This window comes from Streptomyces sp. NBC_01775 (genome assembly GCF_035917675.1).
Lineage (GTDB): Bacteria > Actinomycetota > Actinomycetes > Streptomycetales > Streptomycetaceae > Streptomyces.
Map to the genome: position 1 here is coordinate 5,046,959 of NZ_CP109104.1, position 21,576 is coordinate 5,068,534.

At 72.8% G+C, this 21,576-nt stretch carries 18 protein-coding genes and 1 pseudogene; 12 read left to right on the top strand and 7 right to left on the bottom strand.

Features of this window, described 5'->3' with window-relative positions:
- Window positions 1-66 precede the first annotated feature (66 nt).
- The 5 genes from OHB04_RS22460 (at window position 67) to OHB04_RS22480 (ending at window position 6,836) form a co-directional block, all read left to right on the top strand.
- Window positions 67-1,500, top strand: a complete 1,434-nt coding sequence (locus OHB04_RS22460; protein WP_326809496.1) for a HAMP domain-containing sensor histidine kinase — start codon at window positions 67-69, stop codon at window positions 1,498-1,500.
- Between the two features lie 103 nt (window positions 1,501-1,603).
- Entirely contained in the window at window positions 1,604-2,503 is a 900-nt protein-coding gene (gene mshD, locus OHB04_RS22465) for a mycothiol synthase (RefSeq protein ID WP_326689505.1), read from the top strand.
- 401 nt (window positions 2,504-2,904) lie between these two features.
- Window positions 2,905-5,169, top strand: a complete 2,265-nt coding sequence (locus OHB04_RS22470) for an RNA degradosome polyphosphate kinase (RefSeq protein WP_326689506.1) — start codon at window positions 2,905-2,907, stop codon at window positions 5,167-5,169.
- 45 nt (window positions 5,170-5,214) lie between these two features.
- A complete protein-coding gene (locus OHB04_RS22475; protein ID WP_442814920.1) occupies window positions 5,215-6,426 on the top strand; it encodes a CHAD domain-containing protein in 1,212 nt (403 codons plus the stop codon).
- Entirely contained in the window at window positions 6,423-6,836 is a 414-nt protein-coding gene (locus tag OHB04_RS22480) for an NUDIX hydrolase (RefSeq protein WP_326689507.1), read from the top strand. Before OHB04_RS22475 ends, OHB04_RS22480 begins: the two co-directional genes overlap by 4 nt.
- 36 nt (window positions 6,837-6,872) lie before the next feature.
- Here OHB04_RS22480 and OHB04_RS22485 read toward each other — a convergent pair whose 3' ends face one another.
- Complete coding sequence (locus OHB04_RS22485) at window positions 6,873-7,088, bottom strand: hypothetical protein (RefSeq protein ID WP_326808133.1); 216 nt, start codon at window positions 7,086-7,088, stop codon at window positions 6,873-6,875.
- A gap of 43 nt (window positions 7,089-7,131) precedes the next feature.
- Between OHB04_RS22485 and OHB04_RS22490 the strand changes: the two genes are divergently transcribed.
- Window positions 7,132-7,344 carry a DUF397 domain-containing protein gene (locus OHB04_RS22490; protein ID WP_326689508.1) on the top strand — a complete coding sequence of 71 codons (213 nt, stop codon included), beginning with the start codon at window positions 7,132-7,134 and terminating at the stop codon, window positions 7,342-7,344.
- Window positions 7,345-7,441: 97 nt separating this feature from the next.
- Here OHB04_RS22490 and OHB04_RS22495 read toward each other — a convergent pair whose 3' ends face one another.
- Window positions 7,442-8,599, bottom strand: coding sequence for an epoxide hydrolase family protein (locus tag OHB04_RS22495; RefSeq protein ID WP_326689509.1), 1,158 nt, complete (start codon window positions 8,597-8,599; stop codon window positions 7,442-7,444).
- 50 nt (window positions 8,600-8,649) lie between these two features.
- Window positions 8,650-9,408, bottom strand: coding sequence for an SDR family NAD(P)-dependent oxidoreductase (locus OHB04_RS22500; RefSeq protein WP_326689510.1), 759 nt, complete (start codon window positions 9,406-9,408; stop codon window positions 8,650-8,652).
- Between the two features lie 120 nt (window positions 9,409-9,528).
- Here OHB04_RS22500 and OHB04_RS22505 point away from each other — a divergent pair, with 120 nt between their 5' ends.
- Window positions 9,529-10,092, top strand: a complete 564-nt coding sequence (locus OHB04_RS22505; RefSeq protein ID WP_326689511.1) for a TetR/AcrR family transcriptional regulator — start codon at window positions 9,529-9,531, stop codon at window positions 10,090-10,092.
- A 359-nt stretch (window positions 10,093-10,451) separates the two neighbouring features.
- Here OHB04_RS22505 and OHB04_RS22510 read toward each other — a convergent pair whose 3' ends face one another.
- Window positions 10,452-11,273, bottom strand: coding sequence for a class I SAM-dependent methyltransferase (locus OHB04_RS22510; RefSeq protein ID WP_326689512.1), 822 nt, complete (start codon window positions 11,271-11,273; stop codon window positions 10,452-10,454).
- Between the two features lie 151 nt (window positions 11,274-11,424).
- Here OHB04_RS22510 and mshA point away from each other — a divergent pair, with 151 nt between their 5' ends.
- Both mshA and OHB04_RS22520 read left to right on the top strand, forming a co-directional pair.
- Entirely contained in the window at window positions 11,425-12,816 is a 1,392-nt protein-coding gene (gene mshA / locus OHB04_RS22515; RefSeq protein ID WP_405804313.1) for a D-inositol-3-phosphate glycosyltransferase, read from the top strand.
- The gene (locus tag OHB04_RS22520) at window positions 12,809-13,327 is read left to right on the top strand and encodes a YbjN domain-containing protein (RefSeq protein WP_326808134.1); all 519 of its coding nucleotides are present in this window, start codon (window positions 12,809-12,811) and stop codon (window positions 13,325-13,327) included. The genes mshA and OHB04_RS22520 overlap by 8 nt, the downstream gene beginning before the upstream one ends.
- 169 nt (window positions 13,328-13,496) lie before the next feature.
- On the opposite strand, the gene OHB04_RS22525 is transcribed toward OHB04_RS22520, so the two are convergent.
- Window positions 13,497-14,336, bottom strand: coding sequence for an alpha/beta fold hydrolase (locus OHB04_RS22525; RefSeq protein ID WP_326808135.1), 840 nt, complete (start codon window positions 14,334-14,336; stop codon window positions 13,497-13,499).
- On the opposite strand from OHB04_RS22525, the pseudogene OHB04_RS22530 reads away from it, so the two are divergent.
- A pseudogene (locus tag OHB04_RS22530) lies at window positions 14,334-15,084 on the top strand (hypothetical protein); the annotation flags it as partial. The gene OHB04_RS22525 and the pseudogene OHB04_RS22530 sit on opposite strands and share 3 nt — an antisense overlap.
- Here the strand turns inward: OHB04_RS22530 and OHB04_RS22535 are convergent.
- A complete protein-coding gene (locus tag OHB04_RS22535; protein ID WP_326808136.1) occupies window positions 15,044-16,525 on the bottom strand; it encodes an MDR family MFS transporter in 1,482 nt (493 codons plus the stop codon). The pseudogene OHB04_RS22530 and the gene OHB04_RS22535 sit on opposite strands and share 41 nt — an antisense overlap.
- Before the next feature lie 412 nt (window positions 16,526-16,937).
- Between OHB04_RS22535 and OHB04_RS22540 the strand changes: the two genes are divergently transcribed.
- A complete protein-coding gene (locus OHB04_RS22540) occupies window positions 16,938-17,795 on the top strand; it encodes a 3-hydroxybutyrate dehydrogenase (RefSeq protein ID WP_326808137.1) in 858 nt (285 codons plus the stop codon).
- A gap of 11 nt (window positions 17,796-17,806) precedes the next feature.
- Window positions 17,807-19,918 (top strand): helix-turn-helix domain-containing protein, encoded by a 2,112-nt coding sequence (locus OHB04_RS22545; protein WP_326808138.1) that lies wholly within the window; start codon window positions 17,807-17,809, stop codon window positions 19,916-19,918.
- Here OHB04_RS22545 and OHB04_RS22550 read toward each other — a convergent pair.
- On the bottom strand, window positions 19,880-21,535 hold the full coding sequence (locus OHB04_RS22550; RefSeq protein WP_326808139.1) for an MFS transporter: 1,656 nt from the start codon (window positions 21,533-21,535) through the stop codon (window positions 19,880-19,882). The genes OHB04_RS22545 and OHB04_RS22550 overlap by 39 nt on opposite strands.
- Window positions 21,536-21,576 lie beyond the last annotated feature (41 nt).

Below are 21,576 nucleotides of genomic sequence, written 5' to 3' on the forward strand. Positions count from 1 at the left end.
GCATCCATGTCCGGCTTTCGCCCGTTCCTGTACCGCTTCCGGCGCAAAGGCGCGCGGGCCGTCTCCATGCCGCTGCGCGGCCGGCTGGCGATGCTGGCCGCCGCCACGGTGGCGCTGGCGGTGGCCGCCTGCGCGCTGGCCTGCTGGTTCCTCGTCCGCGCCCAGCTGCTCGGCTCGCTGGACGACTCGCTGCGCGACAACTCCGTGCCGCCCAGCACGGTCGTCGACCGGGTGCAGTCCGGGCAGTGCTCGCGGCCCGACCAGCCCTCGCCCAACCCCTTCGGCGCCACCGTGCAGGTCGTGGACGCCTCCGGCACCAGCTGCGTGATCGTCGGCAACAAGCTCGACGTCAAGGACGCGGACGTCGCCGTCGCCAAGCGGGACCGCGGCGAGGTCATCCACGAGGCGCACTCCTCCAACGGCACCGGATACCGGGTGCGCACCACGCCCGTGGGGGGTACCGGGCTGGCGGTGTCGCTGGCCAGGCCGATGACGGAGATCGACGAGTCGCTGCGCAACCTCGCGCTCATCCTCACCCTGGTCGGCGGCGCGGGCGTGCTGGGTGCCGCCGGGGCCGGGGTGGCGCTGGCCCGCGCCGGGCTGCGCCCCGTCGACCGGCTGACGGAGGCCGTCGAGCACATCGCGCGCACCGAGGATCTGGCCGTACGCATCCCCGCGGAGGGGGACGACGAGATCGCCCGGCTCTCGCGCTCGTTCAACGCCATGACCGAGGCGCTGGCCTCCTCGCGGGAGCTTCAGCAGCAGCTCATCGCGGACGCCGGGCACGAGCTGCGCACCCCGCTGACCTCGCTGCGCACCAACGTCGATCTGCTGGTGCGCAGCGAGGAGACCGGCCGGCCGCTGCCCGAGCAGGACCGCAGGGAGCTGATGGCCTCCGTCAAGACGCAGATGACCGAACTCGGGGAGCTGATCGGCGACATCCAGGAGCTGTCCCGCCCCCAGGCCGGGCCGGCCGAGCAGGAGCGGGCCCAGATCGTGGGGCTGCACGACTCGGTGGAGCGCGCCGTGGAGCGGGTGCGCCCGCGCGGGCCGAGGGTGACGCTGACGACGGAGCTGTCGCCCTGGTATGTGCGCGCCGACCCGGCGGCGCTGGAGCGCTCGGTGGTCAACCTGCTGGACAACGCGGTCAAGTTCAGCCCCACGGGCGGCACGGTGCGAGTCACGCTGCGCGAGGGGCGGCTGAGCGTGCGCGACGAGGGGCCCGGCGTGCCCGCCGAGGAACTCCCGTACGTCTTCGACCGCTTCTGGCGCTCCCCGTCCGCGCGGAGCATGCCCGGCTCCGGGCTCGGTCTGTCGATCGTGGCCCGTACGGTGCGCCAGGCGGGCGGCACGGTCGAGCTGCGGCTGCCCCGGGACGGGGGCCCCGGTACCGAGGCCGCATTGCACCTGCCGGGCGCGCCCACCGCGCCGCCCGACCTGTCCGGACCGGAGGCGCCGCCCGGCCCCTCCGGTCCGGACGTGGAGCCCACGAAGGGCTGAGAGCCGGGGACGACCCGGGAGCCCGGGGGCCGAGAGCTGGGCCCGCCGGGGTGGTGGTCCCCGGCAGCGTCGTCCGCGCCGGTCCGGTCGTAGGGTCGTCCCCATGAGTGACGTGGATGTTGTGGACGAGGTGCCCGCGGAGGTCGTACGCGAGGTCCTCGCGCTGATCGAGACCGCAGCCCGCGAGGACGGCCAGCCCGCCGTCTCCGAACAGGGCAGGCTCCAACTGCGCGGCGGCCCCCGGGAGGGCGTGCGCCACCTCCTGCTGCACGCCGGTGACGGCACCCTCGCCGGTTACGCGCAGCTTGAGGACACCGACCCCGTCGAGGCGCCCGTCGGGGAACTGGTCGTCACGCCCGTCTACCGGGGCAACGGCTACGGCAGGCGGCTCGGCCAGGTCCTGCTCGACGTGTCGGGCAAGCGGCTGCGTGTGTGGGCGCACGGCGGGCACCCCGCGGCCCGGCACCTGACCCGGTCCCTGGGGCTGACCCTCTTCCGCGAGCTGCGCCAGCTGCGGCGCCCGCTGATGGAGCTGGACCTGCCCGAGCCCGTCGTCCCCGAAGGCGCGAGGGTGCGTACCTTCCGCCCCGGCGAGGACGACGCGGCCTGGCTCGCCCTCAACTCCGAGGCGTTCGCGCACCACCCCGAGCAGGGCGGACTCACCCAGCGCGACCTGGACGACCGCAAGGCCGAGCCCTGGTTCGACCCCTCCGGCTTCTTCCTCGCCGAGCGGGACGGCGAGCTGGTGGGCTTCCACTGGACGAAGGTGCACGAGGAGGAGGAGCTGGGCGAGGTCTACGTCGTCGGCGTCAGCCCGCGCGAGCAGGGCGGCGGCCTGGGCAAGGCCCTCACCGCCATCGGCCTGCGCTACCTGTCCTTCGAGCGGGGCCTGCCGACGGCGATGCTGTACGTGGACGCCGACAACGCCGCCGCGGTGCGGGTCTACGAGGGCCTCGGCTTCCGCACCCACGAGGTCGACCTGATGTACCGCTCGGAGACCTGAGCCCTTCGTTCCCGCCGCGATGGTGCGCCCCGCTTCTTCCCCGCCGCGATGGTGCGCCGCCCTCTTTCCGCCGCAAGGCTGCTCAGCCAGTACGTGCCTGCTCGGCGGTGCCGAACCCACCCCGGGCCTGCGGCCGGCCCCGCACCGCCGGATACGTACGTCCTGGTCACGCGCCGTCGTGGCGGAAGAGGGCGGCGGAAAGAGGGCGGCGGAAAGAGGGGTGCGCGGCGAAGGGCCCGGCGACAGCCGGGCGAGGCAGCAACCTGGGGCACCCCGGGATGCCACATGCGCGTAACCGTCGATTCAAACTAGCTTGCGACCCTCGCGTAATGGCCCGCCCCCTCGCCACAGAGCGCTTCGACCCCGCGCCCCATGTCACCGGTGCGCGGAACAATGGCGGCATGAGCCAGCACGCTCCGCGCACCCCCGCCTCGCAGGTACCTCAGCCCTCGGTCGGCTCGATCGCGGCCCACCGCACCAGCGGCGGCGTCCCCGGAGCCGGCTCCCAGCTGGGTCTGGAGCCGGACATCGACTCCGACGTCGACCTCTACGAGGAGGGCCAGGGCCCCGGGGACACCGCCGGCGACCTGCCCTCCGACCGATTTCTGGACCGCGAGCGCAGCTGGCTCGCCTTCAACGAACGCGTTCTCGAACTCGCCGAGGACCCGGAGACCCCGCTGCTCGAAAGGGCCAACTTTCTGGCGATCTTCGCCAGCAACCTGGATGAGTTCTTCATGGTGCGGGTCGCCGGCCTCAAGCGCCGGATCGCCACCGGCGTCGCCACCCGCAGCGCCTCCGGGCACCAGCCGCGCGAGGTCCTGGACCTGATCTGGAACCGCTCGCGCGAACTCATGGCCCGGCACGCGGCCTGCTACCAGCAGGACGTCGCGCCCGCGCTGGCCGACGAGGGCCTGCACCTGCTGCGGTGGAAAGAGCTGACCGAGAAGGAACAGGCCCGCCTGTTCACGCTCTTCCGCCAGCAGATCTACCCGGTGCTCACCCCGCTGGCCGTCGACCCCGCACACCCGTTCCCGTACATCTCCGGGCTGTCCCTCAACCTCGCGGTGGTCCTCCGCAACCCCGTCAGCGCGCACAACTACTTCGCGCGGGTGAAGGTCCCCCCGCTGCTGCCGCGCTTCCTGGAGGCGTCGCCGCACCGCTACGTCCCGCTGGAGGACGTCATCGCGGCGCACCTGGAGGAGCTGTTCCCCGGCATGGAGGTGCTCGCGCACCACATGTTCCGGGTCACGCGCAACGAGGACCTGGAGGTGGAGGAGGACGACGCCGAAAACCTCCTCCAGGCCCTGGAGAAGGAGCTGATGCGGCGCCGCTTCGGGCCGCCGGTGCGCCTGGAGGTCGAGGAGTCGATCGACCCGTACGTGCTGGACCTGCTGGTGCGCGAGCTGAAGGTGAGCGAGGCGGAGGTGTATCCGCTGCCGGGCCCGCTGGATCTTACGGGCCTGTCGGGGATCGCCTCGGCGATGGACCGGCCGGAGCTGAAGTACCCCAACTTCGTCGCGGGGACCCACCGCGACCTGGCCGAGGTCGAATCCGCCTCGCCCCCCGACATCTTCGCCGCGCTGCGCGAGCGCGACGTTTTGCTGCACCATCCGTACGACTCGTTCTCCACCTCCGTACAGGCCTTCCTGGAACAGGCCGCCGCCGACCCGGACGTCCTGGCCATCAAGCAGACGCTGTACCGCACGTCCGGAGACTCGCCGATCGTCGACGCGCTCATAGACGCGGCGGAATCCGGCAAGCAGGTGCTGGTGCTGGTCGAGATCAAGGCACGCTTCGACGAGCAGGCCAACATCAAGTGGGCCCGGAAGCTGGAGGAGTCCGGCTGCCACGTCGTCTACGGGCTGGTGGGCCTCAAGACCCACTGCAAGCTCTCGCTCGTGGTGCGCCAGGAGGGCGAGACGCTCAGCCGTTACGCGCACGTCGGCACCGGCAACTACCACCCCAAGACGGCACGCCTGTACGAGGACCTGGGCCTGCTGACGGCCGACCAGCAGGTGGGCGCCGACCTGTCCGACCTGTTCAACCGGCTGTCCGGATACTCGCGGCGGGAGACCTACCGCCGCCTGCTGGTCGCACCCCGCTCCCTGCGGGACGGGCTGGTCTCGCGCATCCACAAGGAGATCACCCACCACAGGGCGGGACGCCCCGCCCATGTGCGTATCAAGGTCAACTCGATAGTGGACGAGGCCATTTGCGACGCGCTCTACCGCGCGTCGATGGCGGGTGTGCCCGTGGATGTGTGGGTACGCGGCATCTGCGCGCTCAGACCCGGCGTACCCGGCCTGAGCGACAACATCAGAGTGCGCAGCGTGCTGGGCCGCTTCCTGGAGCACTCGCGGGTCTTCTGCTTCGGCAACGGCGGCGAGTCCGAGGTGTGGCTGGGCAGCGCGGACATGATGCACCGCAACCTCGACCGCAGGATCGAGGCGCTGGTACGGGTCACCGACCCGGCCCACCGCGCCTCGCTCAACCGGATGCTGGAGACCGGCATGTCCGAGACCACCGCCTCCTGGCACCTGGGCCCGGACGGCGACTGGACGCGGCACGCGTATGCCGTCGAGGGGGAGGCGGCGGGACAGCGCCTGCCCAACGTCCAGGAAATGCTGATCGAGGGGCGGCGGCGCAGGCGTGGACCGGCGACATGAGACGCGCGCCCGCGGTGCGGGAAGCGCTGCGGGGAAGGGGCTGTGATGGTGGGGCGGAGCCGGGACCCGGTCCTCGGGGCCGGGCACGGGACGGAGCTCACGGCGACGATGCGGGCGGCTGATTCGGCCTCCGACGTGCTCGGGGGATATCTGCGGGCGCGCGCGGCCGACCTTCTGCGCGGGCTGCGCGCCCACGCCGAGAGCGCGGGCAGCGCGGAAGGGGCGGCGCGTGCGGCCGAAGCGGTGGACACGCTGCGCGCGGCGGCCCGCCGGCTGAACGGCGCCCTGCACACCTACCGTCCCCTCCTGGACCCGTCCTGGGCCGACCAGCTCCGCACCGAACTGAGCTGGCTCTCCGGCACCCTGGCCCGGGAGTACGCCTACGCGGCACGGCTGGAGCGGCTGCTGGGCGCCCTGCACCGGCTGGCGAGCGGCGCCCGCGAGCCCGCCGAGGGAGCGGGACCGGTGGCGGGACCCGTGGCGGGGCCGGTCGCGGGGAGCGTCGCCCCGGCGGCCGGGGACAAGCGGGCCGGGGACGCTCGGGCGCCGGGGGGACGGCCTTCGGCGCGTGGCGGTGCCGCGTCCGGTGAGCGGGGGGCACTGCCGGTGGGGGCCGCTCGCGCCGGGGCGCTGCTGGACCGTCAGCTGACGCTGTCCCGTACGCGCGCGCACTCCGCCGCGCTCCAGGCGCTCGGCTCGGCCCGCTTCCACGCCGTCGCCGACGCGGTGGCGGTGCTCGCCTCCGAGGTCCCCTTCCGCGACGGCGCCAAGGCGGCGGGCGACCAGCCGGCCGACGCCGTGCTGCCGCAGCTGGCCGAACACGCCCGCAAGCACCTGGCCGAGGCCGTCGGAGCTTTGCCCCTCTCCCGCGCGGGAGCGCCCTACAACGCGGACGCGCTTGCCCGTTCCCTGGCCACCGAAGCGCGGCAGGACGCGGCCTGGCACCAGGTGCGGGTCCTGCTGCGGCTGCACCGTTACGCGCAGGAGGTGCTGGGGCAGCCCGCCGACGCCGACCCGCGCCTGGTGCCCGCCGGCGCGGCGCTGGAGCGGCACCGGGACGCGGCCGAGGCGGCGGCAGCGGCGGCGTCCGCCGCCGCGACCCCGCGCATCGCGCCCGCCACCGCGTACGCGCTCGGCGTCCTCCACGCCGACCAGCGGCACGAGGTGGAGGGGGCCCGCTTCGTCTTCGGCCGCCTGTGGGGGCAATCCCCGCTGCCCCCACCGCCGTCGCCGCGCGGGGAGACGAGGAAATCGTGATCAGAGCGGCGGGCTGTGTTTTGTGGCGCCGTGCGCCGGCCGACGGCGGGCTCGAACTGGCGCTCGTACACCGGCCGAAGTGGGAGGACTGGTCCCACCCCAAGGGCAAGCTCAAGCCGGGCGAGAGCGCGCGGGAGGCCGCGTTGCGCGAGGTGCTGGAGGAGACCGGCATGAGCTGCGCGCTGGGCCCGCCGCTGCCCACCGCCCGCTACGAGGTCCGGGCGGGCCGCAAGGAGGTCAGCTACTGGGCAGCCGAGGCGGCCGACGGCACCTTCGCCCCCAACGACGAGGTCGACGCCCTCCTCTGGCTCCCCCCGGCTCCGGCCCGCACCCGCCTCAGCCACGACCGGGACCGCGCCCTGGTCACCAGCTTGCTGGACGCGCTCAGCCTGCCCCGCCCTCAGAGATAGAGCTGGACCGCGCAAGTGGCGCAGTGCGTACGGTCGTTACGCGCCTCCGTCACCGGGTGCGGGCAGCCCGGAGAGGCAGCGGGGGGCAGCCGGTACGTCCACGAGCCGTACCGCCTCCGGCGCGGCGATGTACTCCAGACCGCCGCCCTGGGGCCGGATGAACACCGCCACCGCCTGCCGGGAGGACGTAACTGGTGGCGGAGGGCTCGCGCGGCCTACGATCTCGCGTTGAGCGAGGCGCTGTCGCACCATGAATCACTCTCCCTGATCAGGGAAGTTGCAGAGGGACACGCACATGAACGTTGAGCACCTCATCCCCGACGCGTCGGCCCTCAGGGCGTGGCGGAAGTCGGGTTACAGCGGGGGCGGCAACGGCGAGTGCCTGGAGGTCTGCGACGGCCACGCCTCCGGCGTTCCGGTGCGGGACTCGAAGGACCCGCACGGGCCCGCACTCGTTTTCGGCGCCGCCGCGTGGAACGCGTTCGTGGGGTATGCCAGGGCTCGATAGCGTGCCCCTCCCCGGCAAACTTTGCCCCGTCGGGCCGCCGAACACGCACTCCCCCAAGCTCTCCGAGCAGGGGGTGCCGCCCCGACGGCCACGGCTCTCACGCCGGTGCGTTTGCGAATGCTGCGCGGATCTCCGCGCAGAAGGCGTCGGGCACTTCGAGCATCGGGAAGTGGCCCCCGTGTTCGGCCACGCTCCAGTAGCGCAGGTCGCGGTAGCGTTCCTCGACCCATGAGCGGGGAAGCTTCTGAAGGTCGCGTGGGAAGACCGTGACGGCCGCCGGCACCGTCACGGGTGTGTTCGTGTCGGGCATGCCGAGGCCGCGGAAGCTCTCCCAGTAGAGGCGGGCCGCGGACGCACCGGTACGCGTGAACCAGTACAGCGAGATGTCGTCGAGGATGCGGTCCCGGGACACCGACTCCTCGGGGCTGGTCTCCGAGTCGGAGAACCTGAAGAACTTCTCCGCGATCCAGGCGAGCTGGGCGGTCGGCGAGTCGACGAGCGCGTACCCGATCGTCTGCGGCTGTGCGGACTGCTGGAGCGCGTGGGCGCGCCCTGACCGCCCGAACTCGGCGTACTCCTCCAGCCAGCGCTGCTCGGTCGGCGTGAGAGTGCCGTTGTCGAATCCGTCGGGACGCGGCGCCCATGGCACCGTGGTGTGCATCATGGAAACCCGCTCGGGGTGGCGCACGGCGATCGTGATCGTGACCATGGCGCCCCAGTCGCCGCCCTGGACGAGGAACCGGTCGTAGCCGAGCCGGGCCATCAGCGTGACCCAGGCGTCGGCGATGCGCTCGATGCCCCAGCCCGCCTCGGACGGTTTCTGGGAGTGACCGAATCCGGGCAGGGACGGGATGACGAGGTGGAAGGCGGGCTCGCCGCCGGCCGGCCCGGTGAGCGCGTCAATCACGTCGAGGGTCTCGATGACCGATCCCGGCCACCCGTGCGTGATCAGCAGCGGACGGGCGTCCGGTCGCGAGGACCGGATGTGCAGGAAGTGAATGCCGAGGCCGTCGACGACTGTGTGCGACTGTCCGCGCGAGGCCAATTCACCTTCCACGCGCCGCCAGTCGTACTCGTCGCGCCAGTAGCGGAGGAGTTCGCTGAGGTAGTCGAGGGGGATGCCTTGCGCCCAGCCGGGTGCAGTCTCCCGTTCAGGAAGCCGGGCTCGGCTGAGGCGCTCTCTCAGGTCGTTGATCTCGTGTTCCGGCACGACGGGCCGGAACAGGGTGATCTCCGCGTTCTGGCGGTCGCTCATGGGAGATTCCTTTCCACGGTCGAGTTGATGTGGTCGCGCGGTGGTCACGCTCAGCCGGTGACCGGGCGAATCGGAAGCAGGGTGCCGGACAGGTGCGTGGACTCGTCGCCGCACAGGAAGCGGACGAAGGGGACGATGTCCTGGGGCCGGCCGACCCGTCCGCCTGGGTACGCTGACGCGACGCGCTCGACGTAGCCTTCGTCGACCGTGCCGCGCATGCCCGGGGTGTCGGTCAGCCCGGGAGCGAGGGCCACGGTCCTGATCCCCTGGTCGGCGAGTTCGCGGTGAGCGACGTTCGCGAGCAGGTTGAGCCCGGCTTTCGACGCCCCGTACGGCGCGAGCCCTGGGCCCGCCTGGACGCCGATCATGCTGCTCACGTAGATGATCCGTCCGCCTCCGCCGCGGATCATGACCGGTGCGAATGCCTTCGTGACGATGAATCCCGCGACGAGATTCGTGTCGAGTACGCGGCGCACATCGCGGAGGTCGGCGTTCAGCAGTCCCAGCTTCTCCCTGGGGAGCATCAGCCCCGCATTGCTGACCAGGGCATCGATCCGCCCCCATCTGCGGTCGATGGCGCTGACCGCTTCGGCGACGGCCGCCTCGTCCGTGACGTCGCACTTGAGAGCCAGCGGTTCCTCCGCGCTCGGCACGCTCTGCTCGATCTCGCGGGCGACCGCCTCGACGCCCGCGAGACCGCGTCCGAGGAGGGCGATGCGCGCGCCTTCCGCCGCGAGCCCCAGGGCGAGCGCGCGGCCAAGCCCCCGGCCGGCGCCCGTGACGGCGACGACCTTCCGGTCGATATTCATGCAAGTCTCCAACCATCCGTTTGGTTGCTAGGCACCTTAGAAGCCTGAGTGGCCGGACTGCAAGGGCAGCCAGAGTCACGCGATGACCAACCGGTTAGTTGACAGTGCTACGATCGCCGTATGGCACGTGACGCGCAGGAGACCCGTCGACGACTACTGGATGCCGCGAGGGCCGAGTTCGCCGAGCACGGCCTTGAGGGTGCTCGGGTGAACCGCATCGCCGAGGCCGCGGGGGTGAACAAGGAGCGGATCTACGGCCACTTCGGCAACAAGGAGCAGCTCTTCGAGGCGGTACTCTCGGCCGCGCTGACCGAGGCGGCGGAACTCAAGCCGGCCGCCGGGCTGACCGATCCGGCCGGCTATGCGGCTGCGACATTCGACTTCCATCGGTCGAACCCGGATTTGATCCGGCTGTTGATGTGGGAGTCGTTGCAGCGACAGCGGATTTCGCCGGAGGCCGCGGCGCGGCGCGCGCGTTTCTATACCGAGGACGCGCAGCGGCTCGCCCCTCCGGGTACCGACGACGAGACCGCCCGGTTTGTCCTGTACAGCATCCTGGCGCTGGCGACGTGGGCCCAGGCGCTTCCCATCGCCAGCTCGATGCTGTTCGGGGGTGCCCTCGACCCGCAGGAACTGCGCGAGCGGGTCGCGAACGCCGTCGCCGCGCTCGTCGAATCCCGCTAGTGCCGTGACCGGCAATGTTTGCCCGTCAAGGAGCGGGCATGCCGGGCGGCGCGACGGGGCAAAGCCTGCCGGGAGGGGCACTGGTTCAGCGGGCCGCCCGGACCGCCGCTCAATCGCGGCTGTCATGGCCCACGGCTGTCATGGCCCAGACCCCCACCGACGCGGGAAACGTCCCACCGGCGCCGCGTTCGTCCGGGTCGGGCCGCCTCGGTTCGGGCTGACCGGGTCCGGGCCGCCTCCCTCGCGGCCGTCCGTCCGGCGGCGAATCCGGTAAGCCGGGACGGCGCGACGTGTACCAGGGCGGCGGGCAGCAGCTCCTCAGCAATTGCCAGGGCGCGGGCCCGGCCCAGGGCGGACCCTCACCCTGGCCCCCCGCGCGGCGCGAGCGCCGCCCAGCGCACGGTGACCTCGCCCTGGCGCCAGCGGCGGGGGCCGTCGGTCAGGGGCCAGGACGTCGACAGGGCGCGTACGGCGCGTACCCAGCGCTGCCGGGCGCTGAGTGCGCCGTAGGGCGCCGCCGTCGCCCAGGCGCGATCGAAGTCGTGGAGGAAGGCGTGCACCGGCTCGCCCGGCACGTTGCGGTGGATGAGCGCCTTGGGGAGACGTTCGGCCAGGTCGGAGGGGGTGGCCAAGGTGGCGAGGCGGGCGGCGAAGGTCACCGTTCTGGGGCCCTCGGGGCCGAGCGCGACCCATACGTGGCGGCGGCCGATCTCGTCACAGGTGCCCTCGATCAGCAGCCCATCCGGTGCGAGCCGCGCGCACAGGCGCGCCCAGGCGGGGGCGACCTCGCCCTCCGCGTACTGGCGCAGCACGTTCGCCGCGCGGATCAGCGTCACTCCCCGGGGCGCCTCCCCGGGGGGCAGCGGGATCTCGAAGCCGCCCTGGACGAAGGCCAGTCCCTCGCGCTCGTAGGCCCGTGCCGCCGCGACCCGCTCGGGGTCGATCTCGACCCCGTGCACCCGCACGTCCGGCCGTACGGTCCGCAGCCGCTCCAGCAGCTCGACCGCCGTCCACGGGGCCGCCCCGTAGCCCAGGTCGACGGCGGACGGCGGGGTGGGGGAGCGGCGCAGCGCCGGCCCGTGCGCGGCGGCGAGCCAGCGGTCCATCCGCCGCAGCCGGTTCGGGTGCGTCGTCCCGCGCGTGATCGTCCCCTCGGGCCGGGACGGGGCGCGGGAAGGCATGTCACGAGGGTACGGGGGCACCCGGCGGGGCCCGACGGCGTGCGGGCATTATCACAATTGGGCAAAGTGGGAAGAGGAGGCAAGCTTCCGCTGTTACGGCGCGAGGGCCGCATCGAGCCCTGCTTCACGTCCCGGAGGAGGCATCGGCACCGTGAGCCATTACGTGTCCCGGCTCGGTCAGTGGCGCGGACGCTCGGCACAGGGTTCGGCGGGCTCGGCGCAGCGGGCGTCGCCGCAGCCCAGACAGCCTCTGCTGCGGCTGCCGGGGCCGCGCCGCCCGCGCAGGGTGGCCATGCTCAGTGTGCACACCTCGCCCCTCCACCAGCCCGGCACGGGCGACGCGGGCGGCATGAACGTCTACATCGTCGAGCTGGCGCGGCAGCTCGCGGACCAGGGCATAGAGGTCGAGATCTTCACCCGGGCCACCACGGGCGCGCTCGAACCCACGGTCGAGCTGGCCCCCGGCGTGCTGGTGCGGCACATCGACGCGGGGCCCTACGAGGGCCTCTCCAAGGAAGAGCTGCCCGCACAGTTGTGCGCGTTCACGCACGGGGTGATGCAGGTGTGGGCCGGTCACCGGCCCGGCTACTACGACCTGGTGCACTCGCACTACTGGCTCTCCGGGCACGTCGGCTGGCTGGCCTCCGAGCGCTGGGGCGTGCCCCTGGTGCACGCCATGCACACCATGGCCAAGGTCAAGAACGCGGCCCTGGCCGAGGGCGACGCCCCCGAGCCGGCGGCCCGGGTCATCGGCGAGACCCAGATCGTGCGCGCGGCCGACCGGCTCATCGCCAACACGGCCGAGGAAGCGGGCGAGCTCGCGCACCACTACGACGCGCCTGCGGGCCGTACCGCGATCGTGCACCCCGGCGTCAACCTCGACCGCTTCTGTCCGGCCGACGGCCGGGCTGCGGCCCGTGAGCGGCTCGGGCTGCCGCAGGACGCGCTGATCCCGCTGTTCGCCGGGCGCATCCAGCCCCTCAAGGCGCCGGACATCCTGCTGCGCGCCGCCGCGCTCCTGGTGGACGAGGACCCCTCGCTGCGGCGGCGCCTCGTCGTCCCCGTCGTGGGCGGGCCCAGCGGGAGCGGGCTGGCCAAGCCGGAGGGCCTCCAGAAGCTCGCCGCGAAGCTGGGCATCGCCGACCTGGTGCTCTTCCGCCCTCCGGTCGGCCAGGAGCAGCTCGCCGACTGGTACCGGGCCGCGTCCGTGCTGGTGATGCCGTCCTACAGCGAGTCCTTCGGGCTGGTCGCGGCCGAGGCACAGGCGTGCGGCACCCCCGTGGTGGCCGCCTCCGTGGGCGGGCTGCCCGTGGTCGTACGGGACGGGGCCAGCGGCTACCTCGTCGCCGGGCACGAACCGGCCGAGTACGCCCGCGCCCTGCGCAGGTTCGCCGCCGACGAGGAGCTGGCCACGCGGCTGGGCGGCGTGGCGGCCCGGCACGCGCGGGACTTCGGCTGGGGCGTGACCGCCGAGGCGACCGCCGACGTCTACACCGACGCGCTGCTGGAGCGGCGCCGTCGCCTACGATCGCCGCATGGGTGAGCCGCGCATACGTGACCGGGCCGGGGCCGCGAAGGCGGTGATCGAGCAGGCGCTCAAGGACGCCGGGCTGGAGTGGGAGAGCCCGTCGGACGGCACCTTCGTCGTCACTCTTCCGGGTACGCGCAAGCTGTCGACGACCTGCTCGCTGACGGTCGGGGCGCACTCCTTGTCGGTCAACGCCTTCGTCGTCCGCAACCCCGAGGAGAACCACGCCGCCGTCCACCGCTGGCTGCTGGAGCGCAACACCCGGATGTACGGCGTGAGTTACGCCGTCGACCGGCTCGGCGACATCTACCTGGCCGGACGGCTGCCGCTGGGCGCCGTCACCGGGGAAGAGGTCGACCGGATTCTCGGCAGTGTCCTGGAGAACGCGGACGGCGCTTTCAACACCCTGCTGGAGATGGGCTTCGCCACCGCGATCCGCCGCGAGTACGCGTGGCGCACCTCGCGGGGGGAGCCGACACGCAATCTGGACGCGTTCACGCACCTGACCAAGCGGGACGATGGCTGAGCGCGGTTCGGCAGCGCCCCGAAGGGGCGGGGCTGCGTCATATGCGGCTCCGCCGCGATGGGGGTCCCCCCTGTCCGAGCGAAGCCGAGAACTTGGGGGAGTGACCAGCCACGACGAAGTCGCAGCCGAACGACAGAGCGCCCCGGCACTTCCCGCGGAGCGCTTAGCTCTACGCGGTGAAGGAGCCGACGAGGGCGCGGGCGATCCGGCCGGGCGCGTTCTCCGTGGGGATGTGTCCCGCGTCCGGGATACGTATGAGCGTGGTGCGCGGGATCTCCGAGGTGAAGCGCTCGGCGTATTCCACCGTCTCGAAGGGGTCGTCCTCGCCCCAGATGAGCAACTTGGGCGTCGTGGACCGCCGCAGCGCGGGCACGAGCTCAAGGGTGTAGCGGCTGTCGGCCGCGCCCGCCATGGCCATCCAGGAGCGGCGGACCCGTGAATCCGTCCACGGGTCCAGATAGTCCGCGATCCGCTGCTCGGTGGCGGCACCGCCCAGCGCCGCCGTCACCGCCTGCCTGCGGGCGGCGAGAACGTCGTCGGCTGTGGCCCCCGCCACGCCTCCCGGACCCCGGAACCGGGCCACGTGGGGCGCCGGCCAGGAGTCGTAGGTGACCGAGTTGACCAAGGCCAGCCGGGACACCTCCAGGCGATCGTGGACGAGGAGATGCTGGGCGACGGCGCCGCCGATGTCATGGCCCGCCACGGCGACCGGCCCGGAGATCTTCAGCGCGGACGCGAACCGCGCCACCCAGTCCGCGAGGGCCGGGACCGTGGCCGTTTCCAGGGTGAGCTCGCCTCCCGAGCGCCCCAGTCCGGGCAGATCGACCGCGAGAGGCCGCAGCCCCGCCTCGGCGAGGCGGCCCAGCACCGGGAGCCAGACCCGGCTCCAGTACGTCCCGTGCAGCAGCAACACGGCCGGACCGTCCTGCTCCACGGTCAGGTAGCTGGCCGTTTCGCCGTCGACCTGGACCGTGGTCCTCGACACTCCCGTTTCGGTGGTTTCACTCATGGGACCACTGTGCACATGGCGGGCGACATCCCCGGGGCCCGCGCCTACTCCTGGTCGGACAAGGAGAAGCTCGTCAGCCACGTGCCCTACGAGTGGCCCATGCGCGTCCGCGAGGTCGACGTCCCAGCCCGGAGGGTGTGCCTGGAGCGGCCCCTTCCGCTGGATGTACGCCCCGAGTGGCAGCCGGAACTGAGCTCGCCGGTACGTCCGGTGACCGGTTCGGCGGTCACCGGGCTGACCGTTGAGTTCGAGGAGACCGAACAGTCCCCGCACCTGCTCGACAAGGGCTGCAACGGGGTCGTCCTCCAGTGCGCCTACGACTGCCGCGTCGAAGACGTACGGGTCGTCAACGCGGACAACGGCTTCGGCTTCGTCGCTGTCTCGGCCTGCACGCTGCGGCGCACCCGCGGGCACGTTCGACACCCACCGCGGCATGCCGTTCGCCAACGTCCGCACCCAGATCACCGTCCACAACGACGGCCGGCACGGCGGCGACGCCTCCGCCGGACCGCTGTACGGGGCGCGCTTCGCGCACTGGAACATCACGGTCACCAACGAGCGCGCCGGCTGCGTCCGGCTGGACGAGATCGCTCCCTACAGCGCGACGGTGGGCATCAGCGAGGTCCGCGACTTCGACCAGACCGACGTGCCCGACTTCGACGGCGAACTCCACGCGCGCGCGGAGTCCTGCGGCGACCCGGACGGGGTCACGCCACGGAATCTGTACGAGGCACAGCGCTCTTTGTGAGGGCCGCCTCCGGCGCGGCGCCGTCGTCGGCGGCGACGGGTGCCGTCCCGCTCGTGGCGACAGGCGCCGCCCCGGCTGTTCCACCTGTTCCGCCTGCTCCGCCCGTGGCGGCCGGTTGCGCCTCGTCCGCCTCGTCTGCCCCGTTCGCCCCGTCCGCCCCGCCCGGCAGGTGCCGCAGCAGCAGCCCGTAGCCGACGGCGGCGACGGTGCCGATGACCGCGCTGGCCGCCCACAAGGTGGCCGAGCCGAAATGGTCGATCACGAAGCCGCCGGCGAGCGGGGCGCCGAGCGCGGCGACGGACCACGACATCGCGTACATGCCCTGGTAGCGGCCCCGGCCGTGTGTCGGCGAGAGGCGGACGACGAGCCCCATCTGCGTCGGCGAGTTGATCATCTCGCCGAGGGTCCACACGACGACCGCGAGCGCGTAGAAGGCGGCGGAGCCCGCGAACGCGTTGAGGCCGAAGCCGTAGCCGGTCAGCAGCGCCGAGACGATCAGCAGGCGCGCCGGGTCGCGGTGCTGGATGAACCGGGTCAGCGGGATCTGGAGGAAGACGATCAGCACGCCGTTGACCGCGATGACCGTACCGAAGTCGGAGCTGCTCAGGCCCTGTTCGCCCATGGAGATCGGCAGCGCGACGAAGCCCTGCTGGATGAGGACGGCCAGCAGCAGGTTGAGCCCGACGACGGCCATGAACCGCCGGTCGCGCAGCACCGTACCCATGGACACCCGCGGCTCGGCCCTGGGCGCCCGCCCCATGTGCCCCGCCGGCTCCCGCTTCTCCTCCGGGTGCTGCCCCGCCGGCTCCCGCCGCTTCTCCGGGTGCTGTTCCTCCGGGCGGGACTCGGGCAGCTTGACGAACACGACCACGGCGGTGGCCAGCACCATCGCGGCCTCGCCGAAGAACAGCAGGTGGTAGCTGTACTGCGCGATGAGGCCCGCGGTGGTGGAGGAGACGGCGAAGCCGAGGTTGATGGCCCAGTAGTTGAGCGCGAAGGCCCGCACCCGGTCCTCGGGCCGCACGATGTCGGCCATCATGGCCTGAATGGCGGGCCGTGAGGCGTTCGTGGCCATACCCACCGCCCCGGCCACGGCGGCGATCGCCACCGGGTGCGTCACCAGGCTGAGCGAGGCCACGGAGACGGCCGTCGACAGCTGCGCGATCAGCATCGTCGGCCGCCGCCCCAGCCGGTCGGTCAGCACGCCCGCGACGAGCGACGAGATCACGCCCCCGAGTCCGTAGAGCGCGCCGACGAGCCCGGCGTACGAGGCGGAATAGCCGCGGTCGACGGTGAGATAGAGCGCGAGGAACGTCGCGACGAACGCCCCCAGCCGGTTGACGAGCGTGCTCGTCCACAGCCACCAGAACTGCCGCGGCAGCCCACCCACACTCTCGGCGGCGGCCCGTCTGAGCCCACCCCACGACGCCTTGCCGGCCATACCCGCGCCCCCCTGAACCGTAAGCGGCCACCCGCCAGGCGCAACTTACCCACGCGCTCGGGGGCCGGGCCACTCAATTGACGCCGCCCGTCAATCGGAGCCCCCGGAACGAGGGGCGCGGGCGCTCCCACGAGAAGGGCCAGGGGCGGGGGCGCTCCCACGAGACCGGGTGGGGGCGGGCAGGGGCAATCCAAGAACACCGGCACCCGACACCGCACCGGCACCCGACACCGCACCCGCACCGGCGCTCAACACCGCACCGGCACTCAACACCGCACCGGCACTCAAACACCGCACCGGCACTCAAACACCGCCCCCGCCCCCGACATCGCACCGGCACACACCCCCGCCCCCCGCACCATGTGCGGCCCACACATCCACTCCCCGCCGCCCACCACCTACGTTGAGCGCCATGACGCCCCCCGCCCCCGCCTCTGGCCCCAGCTCCGCTTCCTCCCCCTCCATCAGCCTGGACCTCACCGACCGCACGGCCCTGGTCACGGGCGCTGCCAGCGGCATCGGCAGGGCGTGCGCGCTCAGACTGGCGGCGGCGGGGGCGAAGGTCCGGGCGGCGGACCGCGACCCGGAGGGACTGAAGACCCTCGCCGAAGAAGCGGCTGCCGACGACGCTGCCGGCAACGCTTCCGGCAACAAGAGCGGCGCAGCCATAGAGCCGCACTCCCTGGACCTGACCACCCCCGACGGCCTGGCCCAAGCCGAACGCACCGCGGCCGGCACCGACATCCTCGTCAACGCCGCAGGCATCCAACTCGTACGCGCCGTCCACGAGTTCCCGCCCGAGGCGTTCCGCTCGATGCTCACCCTCATGCTGGAGGCCCCCTTCCGCACCACCCGGGGCGCGCTCCCGGGCATGTACGAGCGGGGCTGGGGCCGCGTCGTCCACATCTCCTCCGTGCACGGCCTCCGGGCCTCCCCGTACAAGTCGGCCTACGTCGCGGCCAAGCACGGACTGGAGGGCCTGTCCAAGACGACGGCCCTGGAGGCGGCCCCGCACGGGGTGACCTCCAACTGCGTCAGCCCGGCCTACGTGCGCACTCCCCTGGTCGAGCGGCAGATCGCCGACCAGGCCCGTTCCCACGGCATCCCGCCCGAGCGCGTCGTCTCGGAGATCCTGCTCGCGGACTCGGCCCTCAAGCGCCTGCTGGAGCCGGACGAGGTGGCCGAGGCGGTCGCCTACCTGTGCACTCCGGAGGCGGCCTTCCTCACTGGTGCCTCCCTGCCCCTCGACGGCGGCTGGACCGCTCACTGACCCTGTTGCCCATGTCCCGCACTCCCGCCTCCACGACGGCCGCCGCCTGCCTCGGCTACCTCGAACTGCTCACCAAGGGCGCGCCCGCCCAGGCGTACGAGCATCCGGTGCCTCATGACGACGCCGACGCCGATGACCTGAGCCCGGACGGCCCGGACCCGGACGGCCCGGACCCGGACGGCCCGAACTCGCACGACCCGGGGGCCGAGGCCGAGGCTGAGGCCGAGGCCGCAGGCGTCGAGCGTGGCAGACGTCTGGCACTCCGCATACGGGCCGAACTCGAAGGCAGACGGCGCCGCGAGGCGGAGCTGACGGCGCTGTTCGAGACCGTCCACGACCTGGCCGGACTGCGGGACCTGGACGACGTGCTCCAGGCGATCGTCCAGCGCGCCCGCCGCCTGCTGGGCACCGAGGTCGCCTACATGACGCTCACCGACACCGAGCGCGGCGACACCTACATGCGGGTGACCGTGGGTTCCGTCTCGGCCCGCTTCCAGCAGCTGCGGCTCGGCATGGGGGAGGGGCTGGGCGGCCTCGTCGCGCAGACGGCCCGCCCCTACGTCACCGAGGACTATCCGCGCGACGCCCGCTTCCAGCACACCGACTCCATCGACACGGGAGTCGGCGAGGAGGGGCTGGTCGCCATCCTCGGGGTGCCGCTGCTGCTCGGCGGCCGGGACGTGATCGGCGTGCTGTACGCGGCCGACCGGCGCGAGCGGGTCTTCGAACGGGAGCAGATCGCGCTGCTGCGCTCGTTCGCCGCGCACGCCGCCGTCGCCATCGACAACGCCCGGCTGCTCACCGAGACGACGCAGGCGCTCGCCGGGCTGCGCGAGGCCCACGCGACCAGTCGGCGCGCCTCGGAGGTGCACGACCGGCTGACCGAGCTGGTGCTGCGCGGCGGCGGCGTGGACGACGTGACCCGGGCGCTGGCCGAAGTGCTGGGCGGGCGCGTGGAGTTCACCGATACTCCGGACGCCGCTCTCGCGCCCGCCGTCGAACGGTCCCGGCGCGAGGGGCACGCGGTCCGGGAGGGCGGCGTCGAGGGCGGCACCTGGGTGGCGGCCGTCTCCGCCGGCGGCGAACTGCTGGGAGCACTGCTGCTGCGCGGGCACGCGGCGCTCGCACCGGTCGACCAGCGGACCTTGGAGCGCGCCGCGATGGTCACCTCGCTCCTTCAGCTCGCCCGGCGCTCGGCGGGTGAAGCCGAACAGCGCGTACGGGGCGAACTGCTGAACGACCTGCTGGATGCCGCCCCGCGCGACCCCCGCCTGCTGCGCGAGCGCGCGGCGCGGGTGAACGCCGACCTGGACGCCCCCCACACGGTGCTGACCGCCCGCCTCGACGCCCCTTTGGAGAGCACCAGCCCCGGCGGAAGAGCGGCACCGGATGCCGCACGGTTTCCGGTCGCACCGGATGCCGCACGGTTTCCGGTCGCACCGGATGCCGCAACCGGCGCCGACCGGCAGCGCCTGTGGGCCGCCGCCTCCCATCTGGCGGCCACCCGGCACGGCCTGGCCGCCGGCCGTGACGGCGGCACCGTCCTCCTGCTGCCCGTAACGGGGCATCCGGACGCCGCGTCGCGACCCTCCGGAGCGACGGTGACCGAGGAGATCTCCCGAACGGCGCGGCAGGTCGCCGCCGAGCTGGGACGGGCCGTCGGCGGCCCCGTCACCGTGGGGGCCTCGGCCCCGGTACCGCCGCCCGCCGCGCACCCCGGCGCGGTGGCCGCCGCCTACCCACAGGCCCGCCGCTGTCTGGACGCGCTCGTCCTGCTGGGCAGGCAGGGCGAGGGCGCGGCGGCCGAAGACCTGGGCTTCCTCGGCCTGTTGCTGACCGACACCCGCGACGTGGCGGGCTTCGTTCGCCGCACCCTGGGACCCGCGCTGGACTACGACGCGCGCCGCGGCACCGAGCTGGTCGCCACCATGGACGCCTACTTCAGCTGCGCCATGAGTCCTGTACGGGCCAAGGACGTGCTGCACGTCCACGTCAACACCGTCGCCCAGCGGCTGGACCGGGTGGCCCGGCTGCTGGGCGAGGACTGGCAGGCACCGCACCGCGCGCTGGAGATCCAGCTCGCGCTACGGCTCCACCGACTCTCGGGCGCGCTCGGCACCTGACCCGCTCCCGGCCCCGGCGGATGCCGGGACACCAGCTCGCTCCCCACCGTCTCCGTGCTCCTCTCCGACGGTCGTCAGGTCGCGGTGCCGCGTCTCGGTGGCACAGGCCAGGGCGACGACCGTCAGCAGCGCGGCGCCGATCACGTAGAGGGAGATCGTCGTCGAGCTGTCGTACTCCGCGAGCAGCGCCGTCGCGATCATCGGGGCCGGCGCCCCGGCCGCGACCGAGGAGAACTGCGCGCCGATCGAGGCGCCCGAGTAGCGCATCCGCGTCGCGAACAGCTCCGAGAAGAAGGCGGCCTGCGGCGCGTACATCGCCCCGTGCAGCACCAGCCCGACGGTGACGGCCAGCGCCATCAGGCCGAACCGCCCGGTGTCCAGCAGTGCGAAGAACGGGAAGATCCACGCGCCGACACCCACCGCGCCCAGCAGGTAGACGGGCCGTCGCCCCACCCGGTCCGAGAGCGCGCCCCACAGCGGGATGGCGGTGAAGTGCACGGCGGAGGCGATCAGTACGGCGTTGAGCCCGGTCTGCTGGGAGAGGCCCAGGTGTTCGGTGGTGTAGACGAGGATGAAGGCCGTCAGCACGTAGAAGCTGATGTTCTCGGCCATCCGGGCGCCCATGGCGACCAGCACGTCCCGCCAGTGGTGCCGGAGCACCGCGACAAGCGGGCGCTCCTCGGCGGGAGCATCCGGTCCGACGGCATGCGCCCCGGCATCCGGTCCGACAGCGTCCGCCCCGGCATCCGGTCCGCCGGAAGCAGCTCCGGCGGAAGCAGCTCCACCGGAAGCAGCTCCGGCGGAAGCAGTTTCGATGGAAGCAGCTCCGGCGGAAGCAGTTTCGATGGAAGCCTTCCGCTCGGCCTCCCGCGCCGCCGCGCGGGCCTGCGCCTCCTTGAAGACGGGCGACTCGTCGACCGCGAGCCGTATCCACAGCCCCAGGCCCACCAGCGCGCCCGACAGCAGGAACGGCACCCGCCAGCCCCAGCTCTCGAACGCCGCGTCCGAGAGCAGCGCGGTCAGCGCTGCCAGCACACCCGTCGCCAGGAGCTGCCCGGCGGGCGCCCCCGTCTGCGGCCAGGACGCCCAGAAGCCGCGCCGCCGCGCGTCGCCGTGCTCGGACACCAGCAGCACGGCACCGCCCCACTCGCCGCCCAGCGCGAAGCCCTGCACCAGGCGCAGCGTCGTCAGCAGCACGGGCGCCAGGGCCCCGACCGTCGCATGCGTAGGCAGCAGCCCGATCGCGAAAGTAGCGCCTCCCATCATCAGCAGGCTGATGACCAGGAGTTTCTTACGGCCGATCCGGTCGCCGTAGTGGCCGAACACCAGCGCGCCCACCGGCCGCGCCGCGAAGCCCACGGCATAGGTGAGGAACGACAGCAGCGTGCCCACCAGCGGCTCGGAGCCGGGGAAGAACAGCTTGTTGAAGACCAGCGCGGCGGCCGAGCCGTAGAGGAAGAAGTCGTACCACTCGATGGTGGTCCCGACGAGGCTCGCGGCGACGATCCGCCGCAGCGAGCGAGGCTCGGTCGCCGCCGGCGGCTTCAGGGACGAGGAGGACGGCGGAGACGAAGAGGACGAGGGGGACGGGGAAGCGGAATCGGATGGGGAGGCCATGCCGCCGCACGCTAGGCAGGAATCCCCCGCTCACCCATGTG